At 71.4% G+C, this 20,864-nt stretch carries 18 protein-coding genes and 1 pseudogene; 8 read left to right on the top strand and 11 right to left on the bottom strand.

Annotation, left to right across the window (positions count from 1 at the left end; all coding sequences use genetic code 11):
- The first annotated feature begins 38 nt into the window (after nucleotides 1-38).
- The 5 genes from rlmN (at nucleotide 39) to DY218_RS19835 (ending at nucleotide 6,117) form a co-directional block, all read left to right on the top strand.
- Nucleotides 39-1,145 carry a 23S rRNA (adenine(2503)-C(2))-methyltransferase RlmN gene (gene rlmN, locus DY218_RS19855; RefSeq protein ID WP_128557433.1) on the top strand — a complete coding sequence of 369 codons (1,107 nt, stop codon included), beginning with the start codon at nucleotides 39-41 and terminating at the stop codon, nucleotides 1,143-1,145.
- A gap of 223 nt (nucleotides 1,146-1,368) precedes the next feature.
- Nucleotides 1,369-2,454 (top strand): thiamine ABC transporter substrate-binding protein, encoded by a 1,086-nt coding sequence (locus DY218_RS19850; RefSeq protein WP_407703661.1) that lies wholly within the window; start codon nucleotides 1,369-1,371, stop codon nucleotides 2,452-2,454.
- An 80-nt stretch (nucleotides 2,455-2,534) separates the two neighbouring features.
- Nucleotides 2,535-4,157: an ABC transporter permease gene (locus tag DY218_RS19845; RefSeq protein ID WP_128557453.1), complete on the top strand. Its 1,623-nt coding sequence runs from the start codon at nucleotides 2,535-2,537 to the stop codon at nucleotides 4,155-4,157.
- A complete protein-coding gene (locus DY218_RS19840; protein ID WP_128557432.1) occupies nucleotides 4,157-5,236 on the top strand; it encodes an ABC transporter ATP-binding protein in 1,080 nt (359 codons plus the stop codon). The genes DY218_RS19845 and DY218_RS19840 overlap by 1 nt, the downstream gene beginning before the upstream one ends.
- Nucleotides 5,237-5,334: 98 nt before the next feature.
- Nucleotides 5,335-6,117, top strand: coding sequence for a siderophore-interacting protein (locus tag DY218_RS19835; protein WP_128557431.1), 783 nt, complete (start codon nucleotides 5,335-5,337; stop codon nucleotides 6,115-6,117).
- Between the two features lie 40 nt (nucleotides 6,118-6,157).
- Here the strand turns inward: DY218_RS19835 and DY218_RS19830 are convergent, their stop codons facing one another.
- The 5 genes from DY218_RS19830 to DY218_RS19810 form a co-directional block, all read right to left on the bottom strand.
- Nucleotides 6,158-6,583: a VOC family protein gene (locus tag DY218_RS19830; RefSeq protein ID WP_128557430.1), complete on the bottom strand. Its 426-nt coding sequence runs from the start codon at nucleotides 6,581-6,583 to the stop codon at nucleotides 6,158-6,160.
- A gap of 109 nt (nucleotides 6,584-6,692) precedes the next feature.
- Nucleotides 6,693-8,096 (bottom strand): hypothetical protein, encoded by a 1,404-nt coding sequence (locus DY218_RS19825; RefSeq protein ID WP_128557429.1) that lies wholly within the window; start codon nucleotides 8,094-8,096, stop codon nucleotides 6,693-6,695.
- Nucleotides 8,078-8,803: an ABC transporter ATP-binding protein gene (locus DY218_RS19820; RefSeq protein ID WP_128557428.1), complete on the bottom strand. Its 726-nt coding sequence runs from the start codon at nucleotides 8,801-8,803 to the stop codon at nucleotides 8,078-8,080. Before DY218_RS19820 ends, DY218_RS19825 begins: the two co-directional genes overlap by 19 nt.
- A 220-nt stretch (nucleotides 8,804-9,023) precedes the next feature.
- Nucleotides 9,024-10,403: an aspartate aminotransferase family protein gene (locus tag DY218_RS19815; RefSeq protein WP_128557427.1), complete on the bottom strand. Its 1,380-nt coding sequence runs from the start codon at nucleotides 10,401-10,403 to the stop codon at nucleotides 9,024-9,026.
- Entirely contained in the window at nucleotides 10,388-10,927 is a 540-nt protein-coding gene (locus tag DY218_RS19810; protein ID WP_407703660.1) for an Lrp/AsnC family transcriptional regulator, read from the bottom strand. The genes DY218_RS19815 and DY218_RS19810 overlap by 16 nt, the downstream gene beginning before the upstream one ends.
- A 179-nt stretch (nucleotides 10,928-11,106) precedes the next feature.
- On the opposite strand from DY218_RS19810, the gene DY218_RS19805 reads away from it, so the two are divergent.
- Nucleotides 11,107-12,543, top strand: coding sequence for a gamma-aminobutyraldehyde dehydrogenase (locus DY218_RS19805; RefSeq protein WP_128557425.1), 1,437 nt, complete (start codon nucleotides 11,107-11,109; stop codon nucleotides 12,541-12,543).
- Nucleotides 12,544-12,684: 141 nt separating this feature from the next.
- Here the strand turns inward: DY218_RS19805 and DY218_RS19800 are convergent, their stop codons facing one another.
- Nucleotides 12,685-13,905, bottom strand: coding sequence for an erythromycin esterase family protein (locus DY218_RS19800; protein WP_128557424.1), 1,221 nt, complete (start codon nucleotides 13,903-13,905; stop codon nucleotides 12,685-12,687).
- 58 nt (nucleotides 13,906-13,963) lie between these two features.
- Here DY218_RS19800 and DY218_RS19795 point away from each other — a divergent pair, with 58 nt between their 5' ends.
- The gene (locus DY218_RS19795) at nucleotides 13,964-14,677 is read left to right on the top strand and encodes a TioE family transcriptional regulator (RefSeq protein WP_128557423.1); all 714 of its coding nucleotides are present in this window, start codon (nucleotides 13,964-13,966) and stop codon (nucleotides 14,675-14,677) included.
- A 202-nt stretch (nucleotides 14,678-14,879) separates the two neighbouring features.
- Here DY218_RS19795 and DY218_RS19790 read toward each other — a convergent pair whose 3' ends face one another.
- The 5 genes from DY218_RS19790 to DY218_RS19770 all read right to left on the bottom strand — a co-directional run bounded on the left by DY218_RS19790 (nucleotide 14,880) and on the right by DY218_RS19770 (nucleotide 19,965).
- Nucleotides 14,880-16,085, bottom strand: a complete 1,206-nt coding sequence (locus DY218_RS19790) for a serine hydrolase domain-containing protein (protein ID WP_128557422.1) — start codon at nucleotides 16,083-16,085, stop codon at nucleotides 14,880-14,882.
- 155 nt (nucleotides 16,086-16,240) lie between these two features.
- The gene (locus tag DY218_RS19785; protein ID WP_128557421.1) at nucleotides 16,241-16,894 is read right to left on the bottom strand and encodes a response regulator; all 654 of its coding nucleotides are present in this window, start codon (nucleotides 16,892-16,894) and stop codon (nucleotides 16,241-16,243) included.
- Entirely contained in the window at nucleotides 16,888-18,171 is a 1,284-nt protein-coding gene (locus DY218_RS19780) for a sensor histidine kinase (protein WP_199566787.1), read from the bottom strand. The genes DY218_RS19785 and DY218_RS19780 overlap by 7 nt, the downstream gene beginning before the upstream one ends.
- A complete protein-coding gene (locus DY218_RS19775) occupies nucleotides 18,168-18,851 on the bottom strand; it encodes a glycerophosphodiester phosphodiesterase (protein ID WP_128557420.1) in 684 nt (227 codons plus the stop codon). The genes DY218_RS19780 and DY218_RS19775 overlap by 4 nt, the downstream gene beginning before the upstream one ends.
- A 55-nt stretch (nucleotides 18,852-18,906) precedes the next feature.
- Nucleotides 18,907-19,965, bottom strand: coding sequence for an adenosine deaminase (locus DY218_RS19770; RefSeq protein ID WP_128557451.1), 1,059 nt, complete (start codon nucleotides 19,963-19,965; stop codon nucleotides 18,907-18,909).
- 218 nt (nucleotides 19,966-20,183) lie between these two features.
- Between DY218_RS19770 and DY218_RS19765 the strand changes: the two are divergent.
- Nucleotides 20,184-20,864: pseudogene (locus DY218_RS19765) on the top strand (hypothetical protein); the annotation flags it as partial.

Below are 20,864 nucleotides of genomic sequence, written 5' to 3'. Positions count from 1 at the left end.
CGGGCCCGCCTTCTGACGTCTGCGACACTTGAAGCATCATGCCCAAGCCCGGAGAACTCACTTTCGTCGCGCCCCGCGGAGCCAAGAAGCCGCCGCGGCATCTCGCCGACCTCACGCCCGCCGAGCGCAAGGAAGCCGTCGCCGCGGCCGGCGAGAAGCCGTTTCGCGCCAAGCAGCTCTCGCAGCACTACTTCGCGCGGTACGCGCACGACCCCGAGCAGTGGACGGACATCCCGGCCGCCGCACGGGGCAAGCTTCAGGAGGCGCTGCTTCCCGATCTGATGTCGGTGATCCGGCACATCTCCTGCGACGACGACACCACGCGCAAGACCCTGTGGAAGCTGCACGACGGGACGCTCGTCGAGTCCGTCCTGATGCGCTATCCCGACAGGGTCACCATGTGCATCTCCTCGCAGGCGGGCTGCGGGATGAACTGCCCGTTCTGCGCCACCGGCCAGGCCGGCCTGGACCGGAATCTGTCCACGGCCGAGATCGTGCACCAGATCGTGGACGGCATGCGGGCCCTGCGGGACGGCGAGGTCCCGGGCGGACCGGCCCGACTGTCCAACATCGTCTTCATGGGCATGGGCGAGCCCCTGGCGAACTACAACCGGGTCGTCGGCGCCATCCGCCGCCTCACCGACCCCGAGCCGGACGGCCTCGGCATCTCGCAGCGCGGCATCACGGTCTCCACCGTCGGTCTGGTGCCGGCGATGCTCCGCTTCGCGGACGAGGGCTTCAAATGCCGGCTCGCGGTGTCCCTGCACGCCCCGGACGACGAGCTGCGCGACACCCTCGTCCCGGTCAACACCCGCTGGAAGGTCCGCGAGGTCCTCGACGCCGCATGGGCGTACGCGGACCAGTCCGGCCGGCGCATCTCCATCGAGTACGCCCTGATCCGCGACATCAACGACCAGGCATGGCGCGGTGACCGGCTCGGACGCCTCCTCAAGGGCAAGCGGGTGCACGTCAATCTGATCCCGCTGAATCCGACGCCGGGCTCCAAATGGACGGCCTCGCGCCCCGAGGACGAGAAGCGCTTCGTCGAGGCCATCGCCGCTCACGGAGTGCCGGTCACCATCCGGGACACCCGAGGTCAGGAGATCGACGGGGCCTGCGGCCAGCTCGCGGCCTCCGAGCGGTAGCCTGGCCTGAACACATCTGCATATTCCGACAGGGGAGCGCCACAGCGCTGAGAGTGCGGCACCGACACCGGTCACGGGACGGCTGCCGCAGACCCTCTGAACCTCGCCCGGGTCATTCCGGGTAGGGAGTTCGGTCATCTCCAAGCTGTTGCGCCCTGCCCGCACGCCGCGAGGCCTGCGGGCAGGGCCGCGTCTCTTCCTGGTCAACCCCAGGAGGAAGTCAGTGAGCACCAACAAGAAGTTCACGGCCATAGCCGTGACCACCGGGTTCGGCATGGTCGCCCTCGCCGCGTGCGGCGGCGGCTCGGACTCCGGTTCCGATTCCGGGTCGAAGACCGTGACACTGGTCAGCCATCAGTCCTTCGCCGTCTCCGACGACGTACTGAAGGACTTCGAGAAGAAGTCCGGGTACCAGGTCAAGGTCCTCAAGAGCGGCGACGCGGGCGAGGCCGTCAACAAGGCCATCCTCACCAAGGACACCCCGCAGGGCGACGTGTTCTTCGGCGTCGACAACACCCTGCTGTCCCGCGCCCTCGACAACGACCTGTTCACCCCGTACAAGGCCAAGGGACTGCAGGGGATCCCCGAGGACCAGCAGCTCGACGCGGGCAAGCACCGCGCCACCCCCGTCGACACCGGCGACGTCTGCGTCAACTACGACAAGAAGTACTTCGCCGACAAGAAGCTCGACCCGCCGAAGACCCTGGACGACCTCACCAAGCCCTCGTACAAGAACCTGCTCGTCACGGAAAACGCGGCCACCTCCTCGCCCGGCCTCGGCTTCCTGCTCGGCACGGCCGCCGAGTACGGCGACAAGGGCTGGCCCGACTACTGGAAGAAGCTCAAGGCCAACGGCCTGAAGGTCGTCGACGGCTGGGAGCAGGCCTACAACGAGGAGTTCTCCGGATCGGCGGGCGGCAAGAAGGCCGGCGCCGACCGTCCGCTCGTCGTGTCCTACGCCTCGAGCCCGCCCGTCGAGGTGCTGTACGCCAAGCCGAAGCCCAAGGAGGCACCGACCGGCGTCGCGACCGGCACCTGCTTCCGGCAGACCGAGTTCGCGGGACTGCTCTCCGGCGCCAAGAACGAGGAGGGCGGCAAGGCACTGATCGACTTCCTGATCTCCAAGGAGTTCCAGGAGGACCTGCCGCTGACGATGTTCGTCGACCCGGTGCTCGAGGACGCCCGACTGCCCGAGGTCTACACCGAGTTCGGCACCAAGATCGACAAGCCGTACACCCTCGACCCCGAGAAGATCGCGGGCAACCGCGAGGACTGGGTCAAGTCGTGGCAGTCGCTGGTCCTGAAGTAAAGGGTCCCGAAGCGACGGACCAGCCGGAGCACGCCTCCCCCGCACGGGACGTGCGGGGGAGCGCCGTGCGGCTCGGCCTGATGGCGGTGCCCTGCGTCTTCTTCGCCGTCTTCTTCGCGTACCCGGTCGCGGCGATCGTGGCGCGCGGGCTGCGATCCGAAGGCGCCTGGCACCTCGCGGGCTTCGGCGAGGTGCTCACCGACAGCGGCATCCGGCACGTGCTGTGGTTCACCACCTGGCAGGCGCTCGCCTCCACGGCCCTCACGCTGCTGATCGCGCTCCCCGGCGCGTATGTCTTCGCGCGCTTCCAGTTCCCCGGGAAGCAGCTCCTTCGGGCCGTCGTCACCGTGCCGTTCGTGCTGCCCACCGTCGTCGTCGGCACCGCCTTCCTCGCCGTACTCGGCCGGGGCGGGCTGCTCGACGACCTGTGGGGCGTCCGCCTGGACACCACCGTGTGGGCCATCCTGCTCGCCCATGTCTTCTTCAACTACGCGGTGGTGGTACGCACCGTGGGCGGGCTGTGGGCCGGGCTCGACCCACGGCAGGAGGAGGCCGCCCGGATGCTCGGCGCCTCCCGCCTCGCGGCCTGGCGGCGGATCACGCTGCCGGCACTCGGGCCGGCCGTCGCGGCAGCCGCCCTGATGGTGTTCCTGTTCACCTTCACCTCCTTCGGTGTCGTACTGATCCTCGGCGGGCCGACCTTCGCCACGCTCGAGGTCGAGATCTACCGGCAGACCGCCCAGTCACTCGCCCTGGACACCGCCGCCGTACTGACCCTGGTGCAGTTCGCCGCGGTCGGCTGTGTGCTGGCCGTGCACGCCTGGACGGTGCGCCGCAGGGAGAGCGCACTGCGCCTGGTGGACCCGGCGACCACCGCGCGCAGGCCCTCCGGAGCGGGCCAGTGGGCGCTGCTCGGCGCCGTGCTCGTCACCGTGCTGCTCCTCCTTGTCGTGCCGCTGTCCGTGCTCGTGGCGCGCTCCTTCGACACCGCGCAGGGCTACGGCTTCGGGTACTACCGCGAGTTGGCCTCGGCCGACGGCGGAGCGTTCCTCGTACCGCCGGTGGAGGCGATCGGGAACTCCCTGCAGTACGCCCTCGCCGCCACCGCCATCGCGCTCGTCGTCGGCGGGCTCGCGGCCGCGGCGCTCACCCTCACCCGGGGGCGGTCCCGGCCCGGACGCCTGGTCCGGGGCTTCGACGCGCTGCTGATGCTGCCGCTCGGCGTCTCCGCGGTGACCGTCGGATTCGGCTTCCTGATCAGCCTGGACGAGCCACCGCTCGATCTGCGCACCTCCTGGATCCTGGTGCCGCTGGCGCAGGCCCTGGTCGGTGTGCCGTTCGTGGTGCGGACCATGCTGCCCGTACTGCGCGCCGTCGACGGGCGGCTGCGGGAGGCCGCCGCCGTGCTCGGGGCATCCCCCTGGCAGGTCTGGCGGGAAGTCGACTTCCCGCTGGTGCGGCGGGCGCTGTACGTCGCCGCAGGTTTCGCCTTCGCCGTCTCGCTCGGCGAGTTCGGGGCGACCGTGTTCATCGCGCAGCCCGACCGGCCGACCCTGCCCGTCGCCGTCACGACCCTGCTCGGCCGTCCCGGAGACCTCAACTACGGGCAGGCGATGGCCCTTTCCACGCTGCTGATGCTGGTCTGCGCGGTGTGCCTGCTGCTGCTCGAACGCTCCCGCACCGACCGGACCGGAGAATTCTGATGGCCGAACAGCACTTTGGCCTGCTCGGCCTCGACGACATCTCCGTACGATTCGGCGGCCACCAGGCGCTCGACGGCGTCTCGCTCGACGTCGCGGAGCGGGAGATCGTCTGCGTCCTCGGGCCCAGCGGCAGCGGCAAGTCGACCCTGCTGCGGGTCGTCGCGGGCCTGCAGGAGGCGGATGCCGGGCGGGTGCTGCTCGACGGACGGGACCAGCGCGGGGTGCCCGCACACCGTCGTGGCGTCGGCCTGATGTTCCAGGACCACCAGCTCTTCCCGCAGCGGGACGTGGCCGGGAACGTCGCTTTCGGCCCTCGTATGCACAAGGTGGCCAGGCCCGAACGGGAGCGGCGCGTCGAGGAGTTGCTCGACCTGGTCGGACTGCCCGGCGCCGGAGCGCGCGCCGTGTCCTCGCTGTCCGGGGGCGAGCAGCAGCGGGTGGCGCTCGCCCGCGCCCTCGCGCCGAACCCGCGGCTCCTGATGCTCGACGAGCCGCTCGGGCAGCTCGACCGCTCGCTGCGGGAACGCCTGGTCGTCGAACTGCGCCAGCTCTTCGGCGAGTTGGGGACCACGGTGCTCGCGGTGACCCATGATCAAGGGGAGGCGTTCGCGCTCGCCGACCGGGTGGTGGTGATGCGGGACGGGCGGATCGCCCAGTCGGGCACGCCGCTCGAGGTCTGGCAGCGGCCCGCGGACGCCTTCGTCGCACGCTTCCTCGGCTTCGACAACGTCGTGGCCGCGACCGTGTCCGGCGAGGTCGCCGACACCGTGTGGGGCAAGGTCCCGGTGCCGGCCGGCACGGCCGCGGGCGAAGCCTGGATTCTGGTGCGGCCGACGGGAGTTCGCCTGGTGCACGCGGACGAGGGCCTGCCGTGCGTGGTCGCCGCGCGTACCTTCCGCGGCACCCATGTGGCGGTGACGCTGCGGCCGCAGGACGGGCCGCCCGTCGATGCGGCCTGTCCGCTGCGCGACGCGCCCGAGGTTGGGCGGACCGTCGGGGTCGCCTTCGACGCCTCGGAGGTCGTGCCGCTCGCATCCACCGCACCCACCGCATCCACCACAGCCACCGCATCCAACTGAGGAGTTCCCGTTTTCCCCGCCTCGCGATCCGGCGTTAGAGTAGCAACGGAAATTAAGTAAACCTAACCTAACTACCGGGCGAAAGTGGATCCACCACGATGACCACCCAAACGATTGCGGAACCGCAAGTGCTGCCCCAGCGGCCGATGTTCGTCACCGTCACCGCGGTGCGCCGCCTCTCCGCACGCATGGCGCGGATCACCCTCGCCGGGCACGAGGTGCGCCACTTCGCGTACGAGGGTCCGGATCAGCTGGCCCGCGTGTTCTTCCCCGTCAGCGACGACTTCCGGCTGCCGCAGACGGAGCGCTGGTGGCCCGAGCTGCAGGCGATGCCCGAAGAACGTAGGCCCGTGCTGCGGAACTACACGGTCCGCCGGATCGACCGGGCGAGCGGGGAGCTCGACATCGACTTCGTGCTGCACGGTGACAGCGGACCCGCTTCGGCATGGGCCTGCTCGGCCCGGCCGGGCGACCGGCTCGGCATTCTCAGCGACGGTGCCGAGTACCGCCCGGGGGACGCCGACTGGCAGCTGCTCATCGGCGACGAGACGGCACTGCCGTCGATCGCGTCGGCCCTCGAAGGGCCGGGGGGCCGCGCGCGGGCGCTGCTCGAAGTGGGTGACGACGGTGATGTGCTCGACCTGGCCGCCCCCGCGACCTGGCTCCACCGCTCGGGCCCGCGCGGCTCGCAGGTCATTCGGGCGCTGCGGGACATGGCCTTCCCGGAGGGCAAGCCCTACGTGTGGGTCGCCGGCGAGGCCAAGCTGGCCACCTCGGTCCGGAGGTACCTCGTCAACGAGCGGTCCGTCGCCAAGGAGCAGATCTACTTCTGTGGATACTGGCGCGCCGACCGCGCTCCCGCGCAGTCGACCGCCGCCTGAACACCGGGCGTTGTGCCGGGGACGTGCGGACGAGCAGGGCTCAGACCGGCTCCTCCGTGGCGGTCGGGTCCATCCACATGACCTCCCAGTGGTGGCCGTCCGGGTCGTAGAACGAACGGCCGTACATCATGCCGTAGTCCACCGGCTCGGCCGCCGGGGAGCCGCCGGCGGCCAGGGCCGCATCGGCCAGCCTGTCCACGTCCGCCCGGGTCTCGGCACTCAGGCAGAGCAGCACCTCGGTGGACCTGGCGGAGTCGGAGAGCGGCTTCTTCGCGAAGTCGGCGAACCGGTCCCTGGTCATCAGCATCGCGTGGATGGTGTCGCTGATGACCAGGCAGGCGGTGTTCTCGTCGCTGAAGACCGGGTTGAAGGTGTAGCCGATCTCCTCGAAGAACTTCCTTGACGTCGTCAGGTCGTCGACGGCCAGATTGACGAAGATCATCTGCTGGTAGCTGCCGGTGGCCATGATGTCGCTCCTCGGTCGGTGCCCTGGCGTTCGTAGGGATAGACCGGGGGTCCGCGCGTAACTCATCGCCCGCGCGGGAGATTTCTTCGAGAAGTCGGACCGGGACGGCTCAGGACGTCACGCCGAGTGTGGCCAGCCTGCCGATCGCCCAGGTCAACGGGCCGAAGACGGCTAGCAGTACGGCGAGGCGCAGCCCCACCGATGCCCTCAACAGCGATACGGGGGCGCCGAGTCGGAGCAGTGCAGAGCTGGTGAGCGACCGCTCCTGGCGGGACTCCACGGCCGCGCTCAACAGCGTGAGCGTGGTGCAGCCGGCGACCAGGCCGGCGCCGAGCAAGGTCAGCGGCCCCATGGAGGTCGCGGCGCCCTCGCGCAGTGCAGGGCTTCTCTCGTGCAGCGTCGCGATCGCCACGGCGACCGCGGCCACCGCGCACACCACTCCCAGCGGGCGCCCGATCCGGCGCGCCTCCTCCTGCAGCACCCGGCCGCCCAGCAGCCGCGCGGCCCCCGGGCGTACGGCCTGGAGCAGCTTGCCGCAGAGGTACGTCAGGCCCGGTCCGGCGAGCGCGAGACCCACGGCGGTGACGGCAAGTCCCAGGAGTACGGCGGCGGGTGTGCCACCGGCGAGCCGTCCCGGCAGCGGGAGGCCGGTCTCGCCACTGCGCGCCGCGTACATCTCGAGCGCGACGCCGGCCGCCATCAGGGCGACGCCCCAGGGCAGTCCGGTCGGCGCCGGGGCGGGAGCGGGCGGCTCGGGTACGGACAGGAACGGGGCGTCCGCGGGGGAGGGGGTGTCCGATGCCGGCGCCCCGGCGGGGGCCGCGATCGGCGGGGCTTCCACATTCCGTCCCTCGCCGGGGACTTCGACCCCGAGTGCTGCCGGATCGAGCAACTCCGGCTCGGCAGGCGCCTCTTGAGCCGACCGCCCGGATGCCGTCGACTGTCCGGATCCCCCCGACTGCCCAGGTCCCCCCGGCCGCCCGGTTCCCGCCGGCTTCGCGCCCCTTCGAGGCAGCAGTACGAGCCCACTGGCCAGGGCGGCCGCCACCGGCACCACCGCAAGCAGTGTCAGCGTCGCCGGCAGCGGCAACGGCTGGTCCGCGGCGAGCAGTTCACGCGCCGCACCGTCGAACGGCAGCCCCGACAGATCGCCCCGCAGATGCAGGAAGAACAGCAGTGCCACGGCCGAGCCGAGCAGACAGGACAGCCCGGTGGACACGGCGGCCAGGGTCATCAGACGGGCAGGCCCGAGCCCCACGGCGGAGAGCCCGGCCCGCGGCCGTACTCCCGGATCGGTCCGCGACACGGCGACCGCCAGCTGGATCGTCGCGGCCACCGGGGCCACACACCAGGCGAGCCGCAGCAATGAGCCGCCGGCCGCCTGCGGATGGCCGAGCGCGTGGGCGAGCGTGCACAGCAGCAGAAACCCGGTACCGGCCGATGCCGCGGCCACGGACAGCCGCCGCAGCAGGACGACCGGGTGGGCGCCACGGGCTAGACGGAGAGCGAGCACGCCGCCCCTTCCCCGTCGGGCGTGCGGGCGGCGTGCACCCGGCGGCCGTCGAGCAGGGACACCGTACGGTCGGCGAGGGCCGCCACGGCGTCGTCGTGGGTGGCCAGCACCATGGTGATGCCGTGCGTGCGGGCCGCGGTGGTGAGCGTACGGAGCACATGGGTGCGGTCGGCCCGGTGCAGCGGCGCGGTCGGCTCGTCGGCGAAGATCACGGTCGGTTCGGTGACCAACGCTCGGGTGATCGCGACCCGTTGGCGTTCCGCCTGGGTGAGGGCGTGCGGGCGTTTGCGGGCGCAGTCGCCGACGTCCAGGCGCTCCAGCCATTCGACGGCGACCTTGCGCGAGGGGCGGTTCGCGTAGCCGCGCAGGAGCAGCGGCAGGGCCGCGTTCTCCCAGGCGTTGAGTTCGGGGACCAGATGCGGCTCGGGGTCGATCCAGCCGAAGCGGTCGCGGCGCAGCCGCTCGCGGGTGAGCGGGCCCATGGTGTGGACGGGCGTCGAGTTGAACCACACCTCGCCCTGGCGGGCGACGAGTTGACCCGAGAGGCACTGCAACAGGGTGGTCTTGCCGGAGCCGCGGGGGCCGGTCACGGCGAGGATCTCGCCGTCCTGCACACCGAGCGACACCCCGGTCAGGGCGGGCGATCCATTGCGGGAGACGTGCAGGGCGCGGGCCCACAGCACGTCGTTGTCCGGCGGGGCAACCATGGCGAACAGCACCTCGGTTCAGTGACGACGGTCCGATCCCCCGAGCGGGGGAGCTCCCCCGATTGAGGGAACGAGGACAGGGCCGATTCGGTCACTGGCACCGTAGGGACACGGCCGCATCGCGCGGACAACGCGCGGCCCGGTCCTGCCGCGTTCTCACTTGAACGGGGCAGGACCGGGCCGGGGTGCGGCGACGGGCCGCGGGGCCGTGCCGGCGGGTCTAGAGCTTCGCCCAGGCCTCGGTCAGCACCTTCCGCAGGATCTGCTCGATCTCGTCGAACGTCGACTGGTCGGCGATCAGCGGCGGCGCCAGCTGCACCACCGGGTCGCCGCGGTCGTCGGCGCGGCAGTAGAGGCCGTTGTCGTACAGCGCCTTGGAGAGGAAGCCGTACAGGACGCGCTCGGTCTCCTCGTCGTTGAAGGTCTCCTTGGTGGCCTTGTCCTTGACGAGTTCGATGCCGTAGAAGAAGCCGTTGCCGCGGACGTCGCCGACGATCGGCAGGTCGTGCAGCTTCTCCAGGGTGGCGCGGAACTTGCCCTCGTTGTCCAGCACGTGCTGGTTGAGGCCCTCGCGCTCGAAGATGTCGAGGTTGGCGAGGCCCACCGCCGCGGAGACCGGGTGGCCGCCGAAGGTGTAGCCGTGCAGGAAGGTGTTGTCGCCCTGGTAGAACGGCTCGGCCAGGCGGTCGGAGACGATGCAGGCGCCGATCGGCGAGTAGCCGGAGGTCATGCCCTTGGCGCAGGTGATCATGTCCGGTACGTAGCCGAACTTGTCGCAGGCGAAGGTGGTGCCGAGCCGTCCGAAGGCGCAGATGACCTCGTCGGAGACGAGCAGGACGTCGTACTGGTCGCAGATCTCGCGCACCCGCTGGAAGTAGCCGGGCGGAGGCGGGAAGCAGCCGCCCGCGTTCTGCACGGGCTCCAGGAAGACCGCGGCGACGGTGTCGGGGCCCTCGAAGAGGATCTGCTGCTCGATCTGGTCGGCGGCCCAGCGGCCGAAGGCCTCCGGGTCGTCGCCGTGAATGGGGGCCCGGTAGATGTTCGTGTTCGGGACCTTGTGGGCGCCGGGCACCAGCGGCTCGAACGGGGCTTTCAGGCCCGGCAGGCCGGTGATGGACAGGGCGCCCTGCGGGGTGCCGTGGTAGGCGACCGCGCGCGAGATGACCTTGTGCTTGGTGGGCTTGCCGACCAGCTTGAAGTACTGCTTCGCCAGCTTCCAGGCGGTCTCCACCGCCTCGCCGCCGCCGGTGGTGAAGAAGACCTTGTTCAGGTCGCCGGGGGCGTGGTGGGCGAGGCGCTCGGCCAGCTCGACGGCCTTCGGGTGGGCGTAGGACCACACCGGGAAGAACGAGAGCTCCTGGGCCTGCTTGTACGCGGTCTCGGCCAGCTCGGTGCGGCCGTGCCCCGCGTTCACCACGAACAGGCCCGCCAGGCCGTCGAGGTAGCGCTTGCCCGTGTCGTCGTAGATGTAGGTGCCCTCACCGCGGACGATGGTGGGCACCGGTGAGTTCTCGTAGTCCGACATGCGGGTGAAGTGCATCCACAGGTGGTCGTACGCGGTGCGGCTGAGGTCCTTGCTCACGGCTATCGGGTTCCCCACATATAGGTCTGCTTCTTGAGCTTCAGGTACACGAAGCTCTCGGTGGAGCGCACGCCCGGCAGGGTCCGGACGCGCTTGTTGATCACCTCGAGGAGGTGGTCGTCGTCCTCGCAGACGATTTCCACCATCAGGTCGAAGGACCCTGCGGTGATCACGATGTATTCGACTTCCTTCATGGCGTCGAGCGCGTCCGCGACCGGTTCGAGATCGCCGTCCACATTGATGCCGAGCATCGCCTGGCGGCGGAACCCCACGGTGAGCGGGTCCGTGACCGCGACGATCTGCATCACGCCCTGGTCGAGCAGCTTCTGGACGCGCTGGCGCACGGCCGCCTCGGAGAGGCCCACGGCCTTGCCGATCGCGGCGTACGGGCGGCGTCCGTCCTCCTGGAGCTGCTCGATGATCGCGAGCGACACGGCGTCGACCGTGCCCGACGTGCGCCGGGACGGGTCGGACCCGGCCGCGGAGGCCGGGACGCGGGATGTGCCGTGTCCATTGCTGGAATCTGCGCTTCGACTGACCACGCGACCACTGTGCACGAGGTCTCGTCAGTTCCGCAAGGCCAGATCGATGAAATTCGTTGTCGATGGCATTCCGAGTCACGGAATCCGCAGATGTGACGCTCCGGCGGTGTCGAAAGCGTTGGTCTACGGTCTAGGGTGGATGTCTCACCCATCGGACAGCAACCCCAGGAGGGCCGCCAGTGACCACCGAACTGCGTCGTCTGCGCAACTACATCGACGGGGAGTTCCGGGACGCCGCGGACGGGCGGACCACCGAGGTGGTCAACCCGGCCACGGGCGAGGCCTACGCCACCGCCCCGCTTTCCGGCCAGGCCGACGTCGACGCCGCCATGGCCGCGGCCGCCGCCGCCTTCCCCGCCTGGCGCGATCTCGTGCCCGGCGAGCGCCAGAAGGCACTGCTGAAGATCGCCGATGCCTTCGAGGAGCGCGCCGAGGACTTGATCGCGATCGAGTCGGAGAACTGCGGCAAGCCGATCGGCCTGACCCGCAGCGAAGAGATCCCGATGATGCTCGACCAGATCCGCTTCTTCGCGGGCGCGGCCCGGATGCTCGAAGGGCGCGCGGGCGCCGAGTACATGGAGGGCCTCACCTCCTTCGTGCGCCGCGAGCCGATCGGCGTCTGCGCGCAGGTCGCACCGTGGAACTACCCGATGATGATGGCCGTGTGGAAGTTCGCCCCGGCGCTCGCCGCGGGCAACACGGTGGTGCTCAAGCCCTCGGACACCACCCCCGCCTCCACTGTCCTGATGGCCGAGATCATCGGCTCCATCGTCCCGAAGGGCGTCTTCAACGTCGTCACCGGCGACCGCGACACCGGCCGTCTGATGGTCGAGCACAAGACCCCCGCGATGGCCTCCATCACCGGCTCCGTACGGGCCGGCATGCAGGTCGCCGAGTCCGCGGCCAAGGACCTCAAGCGGGTCCACCTGGAGCTCGGCGGCAAGGCGCCGGTCGTGGTCTTCGAGGACGCCGACATCGCCGGGGCCGTCGCCGGCATCTCCGAGGCGGGCTTCTTCAACGCCGGCCAGGACTGTACGGCCGCCACCCGCGTGCTCGTCCACGAGTCGGTCCACGACGAGTTCGTCACCGCGCTCGCCAAGGCCGCCGCGGACACCAAGACCGGCCTGCCGGACGACGAGGACGTGCTCTACGGCCCGCTCAACAACGCCAACCAGCTCGCCCAGGTCGCCGGCTTCATCGACCGCCTGCCCGCGCACGCCAAGGTCGAGGCGGGCGGCCAACAGGTCGGCGACAAGGGCTACTTCTACGCCCCGACCGTGGTCTCCGGCCTCAAGCAGGACGACGAGATCATCCAGCAGGAGGTCTTCGGGCCGGTCATCACCGTGCAGTCCTTCACCGACGAGGACCAGGCGATCGCGTACGCCAACGACGTGGACTACGCCCTGGCCTCCTCGGTCTGGACGAAGGACCACGCGCGCGCGATGCGGCTCTCCAAGGCGCTCGACTTCGGCTGTGTGTGGATCAACACCCACATCCCGCTGGTCGCCGAGATGCCGCACGGCGGCTTCAAGAAGTCCGGCTACGGCAAGGACCTCTCCGCGTACGGATTCGACGACTACACGCGCATCAAGCACGTGATGACGTCGCTGGGCTGAGCCGGGCCGGTCGTACGGCGAGGGTGAGTGGGTGCTCACTCGGCACGTGGCTCCGGGTGAGTGGGCACTCACTCACTCACCTCTCGCGGCCCCGGACGGGAACTTCCGTCCGGGGCCGCGCTGTTGCAGGACGGCCGCGCCTCAGCCCACCGGGGCGGACTCCGGCGCCGCCATGTCCTTGACGTACAGCAAGGCGTCGATGTGGGGCAGGTGCGACGGGGCGAGCGGGGCATAGCCGAACCAGGGGGACTCGCGGGGTACGGGCAGGGTGTCGCCGAAGGTGGCGGCGAGCTGGGCGGGGTCGAACAGGCCCCGGTCGCCCGGGAGTTCGTGCAGATGGCCTTCGAGGGTGTCCGGGGCGGGTGCACCCACGCCCTGGTGGCGGATCGTGCCGAGCGCCGTGGCGACGAAGGCGTACTCCGGGCCGAGGCGGGCGTTCACCAGGGCGCCCGCGCTCCACCACTCGACGAGCGGGTGGTCCCACATGCGCATCGAGCTCTGCACCCGCTGCAGATGGGAGTTGTGGGCGTGCACCAGGGTCGGGCCGCGGTCGACGGTGGCGAGGAGGTTCTCGGCCATCATCGCGTCCCGCTGGCCGAGCAGCCGGGGCATGCGTGCGGGCGAGGTGTCGGCCATCAGGTAGTGGTAGCGCAGCAGGCCCGTCGCGGTGCGCGCGTACAGCCGGGCCCGGGTCCAGGACTCCCGCGACGCCGTCGACAGCAGATGCGGAGTCTGCGCGTCGAGCAGGGCCGTCAAGTCGTCGGCGAGCAGGCGGAGTCGGTCCGCTTCGGGTGACCTGCCCACGGATCGGCCGGGGGCCGTCATCGCGGCCTGGTTCGTCCAGTGGTCGTCCGGGCCGAGCAGGGCGTCCAGGGTGTCCCGGGTGCAGGGGAGCAGGCCGGGCAGGTGCGGCGCGAGGTGGTCGTGGAGCGCGGTCAGTGCCTGGCGGGGGCTCGCCGCGCCGGTGATCTCCAGCGGGCCGTCGAAACCGGCGAAGCGGATCTGCTCGGACGCGGGTCGGTCCGCGTTGTGGGCGCGCATCCAGCGCACCAGGTCGCGGTTGCCCGCGAACGCGCCCCAGCCGTGGCTGAATCCGTGCTCCATGACCTCGTCGAGCGTGCCGCTGCCCGAGGTGACATACGCGTCGACGGTGAGACCCGTCAGGCAGTCGGTCTCCATCGCGATCGTGCGGTAGCCCGCCTCCTCGACGAGCTGCCGGAAGAGATCGTTCCGTACCTCCAGGAGCGTCTCCTCGCAGTGCGTCGGCTCGCCGAGGGCCAGCAGCCTGGGCCGGCGCGTGAGCAGTCCGAGGACGGAGGAGGCTTCGAGTGAACGGGTGGCGTCCTTGCTGTCGGTACCCATGCCTTCAACGGTATCGTTGAACCTTCGGTGGAAACTTTTCTGCGATAGCTTCGGTGTCGTGGTGCAAAACCTTCAAAGACGAGTACGCCTGCGCCCGGTCGACCTCGCGCGCGGGCACGGTCTGTCCACCCAGGCGGTACGGAACTACGAGGAGGCCGGCATCCTCCCCGCCGCCGACCGCACGGCGCACGGCTACCGCACCTACACCCCGCTGCACGCGAGCGCCCTGCGGGCGTTTCTCGCCCTGGCGCCCGCGCACGGCCACCGGACGGCCTCGGCGATCATGCGGGCGGTGAATGAGGGCGCGTCGGACGAGGCATACGCACTGATCGACGCGAGCCACGCCCAACTCCTCGACGACCGGCGGACCTTGCGGGCCGTGGAGAATGCCCTTCGCGACCTGGAGCCCGTCGAAGCCACTGCCTGCGCCGGCATGTTCATCGGACCGCTGGCGGAGCAGCTCGGCATCAGGCCGGCCACCCTGCGCAAGTGGGAGCGTGCCGGCCTCGTGCGCCCGCGCCGCGATCCGCTGACCGGGTACCGGGTCTACGACGAGGCGGCCGTACGGGATGCCCGCCTCGTCCACCAACTCAGGCGCGGTGGCTACCTGTTGGAGCAGATCGCCCCGCTGGTCACCCAGGTGCGGGAGGCCGGTGGGCTCGGGCCCCTCGAGGCAGCTCTCACCGACTGGCACGGCCGGCTGGCCACCCGCGGCCGGGCGCTGCTGACCGGGGCGGCGGAGCTGGACGCGTACCTGCGCGAGCGCGGGTGACCCGACGGCCGTGCGTCGGTGTACGCCCTTCCCTTCCCTTCCCTTCCCTGCGCCGCGCCGCTCCCGGTCGCCCCGGTCCCCCGCGGCCCTGCCGACCGTCCGGGCTCCGCGGAGCCCCCTCCACTCCGCGGAGCCCTCACCGGCCCGCGGAGCCCCCACCGCCCCGCGGAGCCCCGGAGCCCCCACGACTCCGGGAGTCCGGTCAGTCGCTGAAAGCCGCCCGCTGGATGCGCTCCGTGACCGGATTGGTCTCCTCCGCCTTCGCGTCCACGGAGTTCACCGAATAGACCAGCGTCCGGGAGAGATCCTCGGTCGCCGCGATCAACGTGCTGTAGCCGGGCCGCGCACCGGTCTTGCACCAGACGACCAGGCCGCCGCCGGCGTCGACCCGCTGCAGCCCGGCGCTCATCGTGGCGTTCTCGGCCTTCGGCAGCGTGAGCATCTCCTTCTTCAGCAGCGGCTTCGGCACCAACTCGCCCCGGAACAGGGCGAACAGGAACTTCTCCAGATCCTCGGTGGTCGAGACGAGATCGCCCGCCGCCCTGCGGTCCGTCATGTTCCACTCGGTCGCGTCCACGACCCGACCGTCCGTCAGCTTCTGGTAGCCGCGGTGATGCAGCCCGTGGATGCGCGGGTCGGGACCGACCGGGAACGAGCTGTGCCGCATGCCCGCCGGCCGCAGGATCCGCCGCTTCGCCTGGTGTGCGTAGGTGTCGCCGGTGACCTTCTCGACCAGCAGGCCGAGGACGGTGTAGTCGATGTTCGCGTAACGCTGCTTACGGCCCGGCCCCTCGCCGTCTCCCCGGTAGGGCCCCTTGGCCACCGAGCCTGCGACCACCTCGGCCGGCGTCATCGTGCGGAACCGGTTCACATAGCCCTCGCCGTCCTCGGCGCCGAGTGAACTGCCGGGCTGCAGACCGCTGGTGTACGTCAGGAGGTGCCGGACCGTGATGGGCTCGAATCGCTCGTCGAGCAGCCCCGGCAGGTACGTCTGCACATGCCCGTCCAGGTCGATACGCCCCTCGGAGGCCAACTGCAGCACCAGCGCCGCGGTGATCACCTTGGTGGTCGAGCCCGCGCGGAACCGGGCCTGCGGGACGGCCTCCCGGCCCGTGGTGGTGTCCCGGACACCGGCGCTGCCGCGCCAGCTGCCGCTGCCCTGCGCCCAACTCGTGCGGACGAGCGCCGCGGTGGCGTCGTCGTCGGGCAGCCCCTCGAGGGCTGCGGCCAGTTGCCCGGTGTCCGGGCCGCCGTCGGTCTCGGACCCGGCCTCGGACTCCGCGGCGGTCCGTGCCGTGCCCGGGAAGTCCGCGCTCAGTCCGGCGGCGGCAGGACCGACGGGGGAGGCGGCAGCCACGCCGAGGACGAGAGCGGTGGCGATCAGGGTGGTGCGGGTGCGTGCTCGCATCGGTGCCCCAGGATCGGAGGTGTTCGGACACCACTGATCCTGCTCGGTGCGGCCCTCGGGCGGATCGCCGTGGAGAGCGGTTGTGGGCGACCGTCGCTCTCCCTCGCGCGGGCGAGACGGCGGGCGTCCCTCGCCCCGGCGGGGGAGTGCAGGTGCTACGGCGACGGGGTGACCAGGCCCGTCTCGTAGGCGCAGATCACCGCCTGGATGCGGTCGCGCAGACCGAGTTTGGCGAGTACGTGGCCGACGTGGGTCTTCACCGTGTGTTCGCTGACGGTCAGTCGGTCGGCGATCTCCGCGTTGGACAACCCGTGGGCCAGGTGCAGAAGGGTCTCGCGCTCGCGGGCCGTCAGGACGTCCAGGCGCGCCGCGGGCGGACCGGGCGCGGGCCGGGACACGTACTCGGCTATCAACCGGCGTGCCACGGTGGGCGCGAGCAGTGCGTCCCCGGTGGCGGCGACGCGGACCGCGTGCACGAGATCGTCCCGGCGTACGTCCTTGAGCAGGAAGCCCGCGGCCCCGGCGTGCAGCGCGTCGTACACGTACGCGTCGGAGTCGAAGGTGGTGAGCATGACGCAGCGGCAGTCGCCCGCCTCGGTGATCGCCCGGCAGGCCGCGATGCCGTCCGTTCCCGGCATACGGATGTCGAGCAGCGCCACATCGGCACGGTGTGCGCGGACCGCGGCCACCGCATCGGCGCCGTCGCCGACCTCGGCGACGACCTCGATCCCGTCCGCGAGGTCGAGGATCAGGGCGAAGCCGCTGCGCACCAACTCCTGGTCGTCGGCGACGACCACACGGATCACCAACGGGGCACCTCCGCGGGGAGGTTACCCGAAGCGGCCGGCGCGGCCGGCCGGGGCAGCAGGAAGTGGGCGGTCACCTCGAAGCCGGTGCCGTCCGGACCGGGACCGGTGCGGACCGTACCGCCGTGCGCCGTGGCGCGCTCCCGCATGCCGCGGATCCCGTGACCGGGACGCGGGCGGCCCTCGGTGCCCGAGTCGCCACCGTGGCCGCGACCCACGGATCCGCCGGTCCCGTGTCCGTCGTCCAGGACGGTGACCCGCAAGGTGTCCGTCCCGTACGCGAGCCGGACCGAGACCGTGCAGTCACCGGCGTGCTTGACCGTGTTGGTCAGCGCTTCCTGCACGATGCGGTGGACGGCCGCCTCGATGTCCGGAGCGAGACGCCGGACCGGCCCCGTCACCTCGTACGACACGGTCCGGCTGCCGGACCTCAACCCCTCGACGAGCTGCGGGAGTTCGGCGAGCGACGGCTGCGGAGTGCGGCCCGGATCGACGGTGTCCGGTGCGTCGGCGTCCGGGGCCTCGGTCCGCAGTACGCCGAGCATGCGGCGCAGCTGGGTCATCGCGTCCCGGCCCGTCGCCGAGATCGACTCGAATGCCGCCTCCGCGCGCTCGGGCCTGGCCCGTACCGCCGGTGGACCGGACTCGGCCTGTACCAGCATCAGGCTCACCGCGTGCGACAGGATGTCGTGCATCTCCCGGGCGATGCGCGTCCGTTCCTGCGCACGCGCCTGTTCGGCCTCGATGCGGTTGGCGCGCTCCAACTGGGCGGCCCGCTCGGCGAGGGCCCTGGCGTACGCCTGGCGTACGTCGGTGAGCCGGCCGAGCACATAGGCCGCGCCGAAGACGAACAGGGAGAACAGCAACTCCCTTGCCTGCCCGGTGTTCAGGGCCACCGAGGGGAAGACGATGAGGAGCATCACCACGCCGGCGGTCCGCCGCGTGCGCGCCGGGCTCCGCGCGGCCACGGTGTACAGCGCGAGCAGCGGCGTGTACGGCAGCGGCTGGCCGGGTGCGTCGGTGAGGAGCAGCAGCGGGTGGGCCGCCACGACCGCGCAGAGGACCACGACCGGCGCCCGGCGTCGCCAGATCAGCGGTACCACCGTCAGGGTGGTGAGGCAGTAGTCGAGCCAGTCGGCGGGTGAGCTGCCGGCCGGTCGCGGTACGACGTACGGGATGGTGACGGCCGCCTGGACGAGCAGGGCCACGGCGAGGTCGACCGTCTGCGGCCCGGCCCGGCGTATCAGGTCGAGGGGACCCGCGGTGAGTAACCGGCTCAACGGGCGGACCTGAGACGGTGCAGGAGGCCGACTCGATTGGTCGTGATGGAGTCGACGCCCGCGCGCAGCAGCCTGCGCATCGAGCGGCCGGTGTCCGGGGTCCAGCACGACACCAGGAATCCGTCCCGGTGCACACGGTCGGCGAGTTCCCTGTCCACCAGGCCGAAGCGGTAGTTGAGCCAGCGCGGCCGGACGGCATCGAGGAGCGCCGGACGCGCAGGGGCGAGAGTGGTGCGGGTGAGGGCGATCTCGGCGTCCGGGGCCGCGGCCCGCACCGCGAGCATCGCCGTCGCGCCCCCGCAGTAGTAGACCCGGTCGGCCGCTCCGCAGTCGTGCACGGCGGCGACGACCGTGCGCACGGTGACGTCGGTGGCCCCGGGGAGGTCGATCATCATGCGGGCGCCGTCGGTGACGGCGAGTGCCTCCTCGAGTGTCGGCACTCCGCCCTCCGTGAGGTCTCGTACCTCGTCGGCCGTGAGCCGGGCGAGCCTCCGCTCGTGCCCCCACAGCCGTTCGAGCGTCGAGTCGTGCAGCAGGACGGGCACCCCGTCGCGGGTCGGACGCACATCGGTCTCGACGGCGTCCGCGCCCGCGGCGAGTGCGGAGCGGAGGGAGGCCAGGGTGTTCTCGCGGACCTGGTACGGGTCGCCCCGGTGGCCCACGGCAGTCACGGCATGCATGCGGCCATCCTCCCCCAGCCCGATCACCGCTGCCCGGCGGCTCGCATCCGAAGGCTCAACGTGCCTTCCACTGTGCGGTGTACGCGTCGATCTCGCCGGTGATCCGCGCCTTGCCGGCCTCGTCCAGGAACGACGCCTCGACCGCGTTCTTCGCGAGTGCGGCGATGCCCGGCTCGTCCAGATCGAGCAGCCGGGCGGCCACCGCGTACTCGGTGTTGAGGTCCGTGCCGAACATCGGCGGGTCGTCCGAGTTGATGGTGACCAGGACGCCGGCGTCCACCATCTGCTTGAGGGGATGGTCGGCGAGCGTCGGGACGGCTCGTGTCGCGATGTTCGACGTGGGGCAGACCTCGAGCGGAATGCGGTGCTCTGCCAGGTACTTGAGCAGTTCGGGATCCTGCACGGAGCTGGTGCCGTGGCCGATCCGCTCGGCGTGCAGTTCGCGGATCGCGTCCCAGACGGTGTCCGGGCCGGTCGTCTCGCCGGCGTGCGGGACGCTGTGCAGGCCCTCGGCCACCGCCCGGTCGAAGTACGGCTTGAACTGCGGCCGTGGTACGCCGACTTCGGGACCGCCGAGGCCGAAGGACACCAGGCCCTCGGGTGCCAGGCCGTCGGTGACGGCGAGCCGCAGGGTCTGCTCGGCCGCCTCCAGACCCGCCTCGCCGGGGATGTCGAAGCACCAGCGCAGGACGACGCCGAGCTCCCGCTCCGCCGCGTCCCGGGCGTCCTCGATGGCCGCCATGAAGGCCTGCTCGTCGATGCCGCGGCGGGTCGAGCTCCATGGGGTGACGGTCAGTTCGGCGTACCGGATGTTCTGGCGCGCCATGTCCCGGGCGACCTCGAACGTCAGCAGCCGTACGTCGGACGGGGTGCGGATCAGGTCCACGACCGACAGATAGACCTCGATGAAGTGGCCGAAGTCGGTGAACGTGAAGTAGTCGGCCAGCGCCTCGGGGTCGGTCGGGACCTTGGAGTCCGGGTGGCGGGCGGCCAGTTCGGCGACGATGCGCGGGGAGGCGGAGCCGACGTGGTGGACGTGCAGCTCGGCCTTGGGCAGCCCGGCGATGAACGCGACCCTGGCCTCGTGCGCCGGGCCGAGAGCCGGGTCGTTCAGGGCGAGTGAGGCGTCGGCGGAGTCGTGGGGCGTGACGGCCGCGGCGTCCGGGCCGGTCTGATCGGTCAAGGGGTCCTCCGTCGGATCGCGGCTGGGTCGGGTGCGGATGTCGGGCCTCGGAGCATGGCGGTCACCGGCGGCCGGGCTCATCGTAGGCGGCGGCCGGGGGACGCCGGATCGCGGGCCGTAGCATGACGCGACGCGCAGCAGAGGGGGCCATGACCATGTCCGACCACACACCGCAGCACTCCGACGACCGACGTTCCTCCCGTACGGGTGCGGAGGACGGAGGCGGTACGGACTCGGTGGCCGGGGGAGCGGGCAGCCCTGCGGCGGACGGCAGCGGCGCGGCGGAGCCCGGTGTGTCCGGGCGTGACGGTTTCGGTGGAGACGTCTGGGCTCCGCCCGAGCCCGCGGCGGCCGCGTCGGAGCGCGAGGTGCCGCTGCCGGACACGGTGATCGGGGACCTCCCCGACTCCGGTACGGACTCGGACCCGACGTCCACCGGGACGGACCCGCTGGCGCAGACCCTCATCACCGACCTGCCCTCGCCGCCCGACGACACCCTCATCGGCCCACCCCCGGGCCTCGGGGACCTCAGAGCCGAACTCAGCGGCGAGCGGGCGCCGTTGGGGGAGCGGCGGCTTGGTGCGGGTGCCCAGGTGCCGGCCGACGGTGTGGGTGACGCGGAAGGCGCCGGCGCCCCGGAGGACGAGCAGAGGGCGGCCGGTGTCGGGCGGCCGGGGCTCGGTGGCCGCGGGAGCTCGTCGGACGTCGGAGGGCAGCCCGGCGTGCGAACCGTCGGCGGCGCGGAGGACGCCACGGGTGGTGCAGGCGCGGCCGCGCCCCCGGGCGACGCCCCGCACGTGTCGCTCGGCAAGGCCGACCCCTGGGCCCCG

Origin of the sequence: Streptomyces triticagri (assembly GCF_003429565.1) — a bacterium.
Classification (GTDB): Bacteria; Actinomycetota; Actinomycetes; order Streptomycetales; family Streptomycetaceae; genus Streptomyces; species Streptomyces triticagri.
Note: the sequence above shows the minus strand (reverse complement) of the source record. Positions and strands in the feature narration are given on the sequence as shown.

Bases quoted from the DNA above. Each gene is read 5' to 3' on its own strand.
- rlmN (WP_128557433.1), top strand. From the start codon at position 39: ATGCCCAAGCCCGGAGAACTCACTTTCGTCGCGCCCCGCGGAGCCAAG.
- DY218_RS19845 (WP_128557453.1), top strand. From the start codon at position 2,535: ATGGCGGTGCCCTGCGTCTTCTTCGCCGTCTTCTTCGCGTACCCGGTC.
- DY218_RS19840 (WP_128557432.1), top strand. From the start codon at position 4,157: ATGGCCGAACAGCACTTTGGCCTGCTCGGCCTCGACGACATCTCCGTA.
- DY218_RS19835 (WP_128557431.1), top strand. From the start codon at position 5,335: ATGACCACCCAAACGATTGCGGAACCGCAAGTGCTGCCCCAGCGGCCG.
- DY218_RS19830 (WP_128557430.1), bottom strand. From the start codon at position 6,583: ATGGCCACCGGCAGCTACCAGCAGATGATCTTCGTCAATCTGGCCGTC.
- DY218_RS19820 (WP_128557428.1), bottom strand. From the start codon at position 8,803: ATGGTTGCCCCGCCGGACAACGACGTGCTGTGGGCCCGCGCCCTGCAC.
- DY218_RS19800 (WP_128557424.1), bottom strand. From the start codon at position 13,905: ATGGGTACCGACAGCAAGGACGCCACCCGTTCACTCGAAGCCTCCTCC.
- DY218_RS19790 (WP_128557422.1), bottom strand. From the start codon at position 16,085: ATGCGAGCACGCACCCGCACCACCCTGATCGCCACCGCTCTCGTCCTC.
- DY218_RS19775 (WP_128557420.1), bottom strand. From the start codon at position 18,851: ATGCATGCCGTGACTGCCGTGGGCCACCGGGGCGACCCGTACCAGGTC.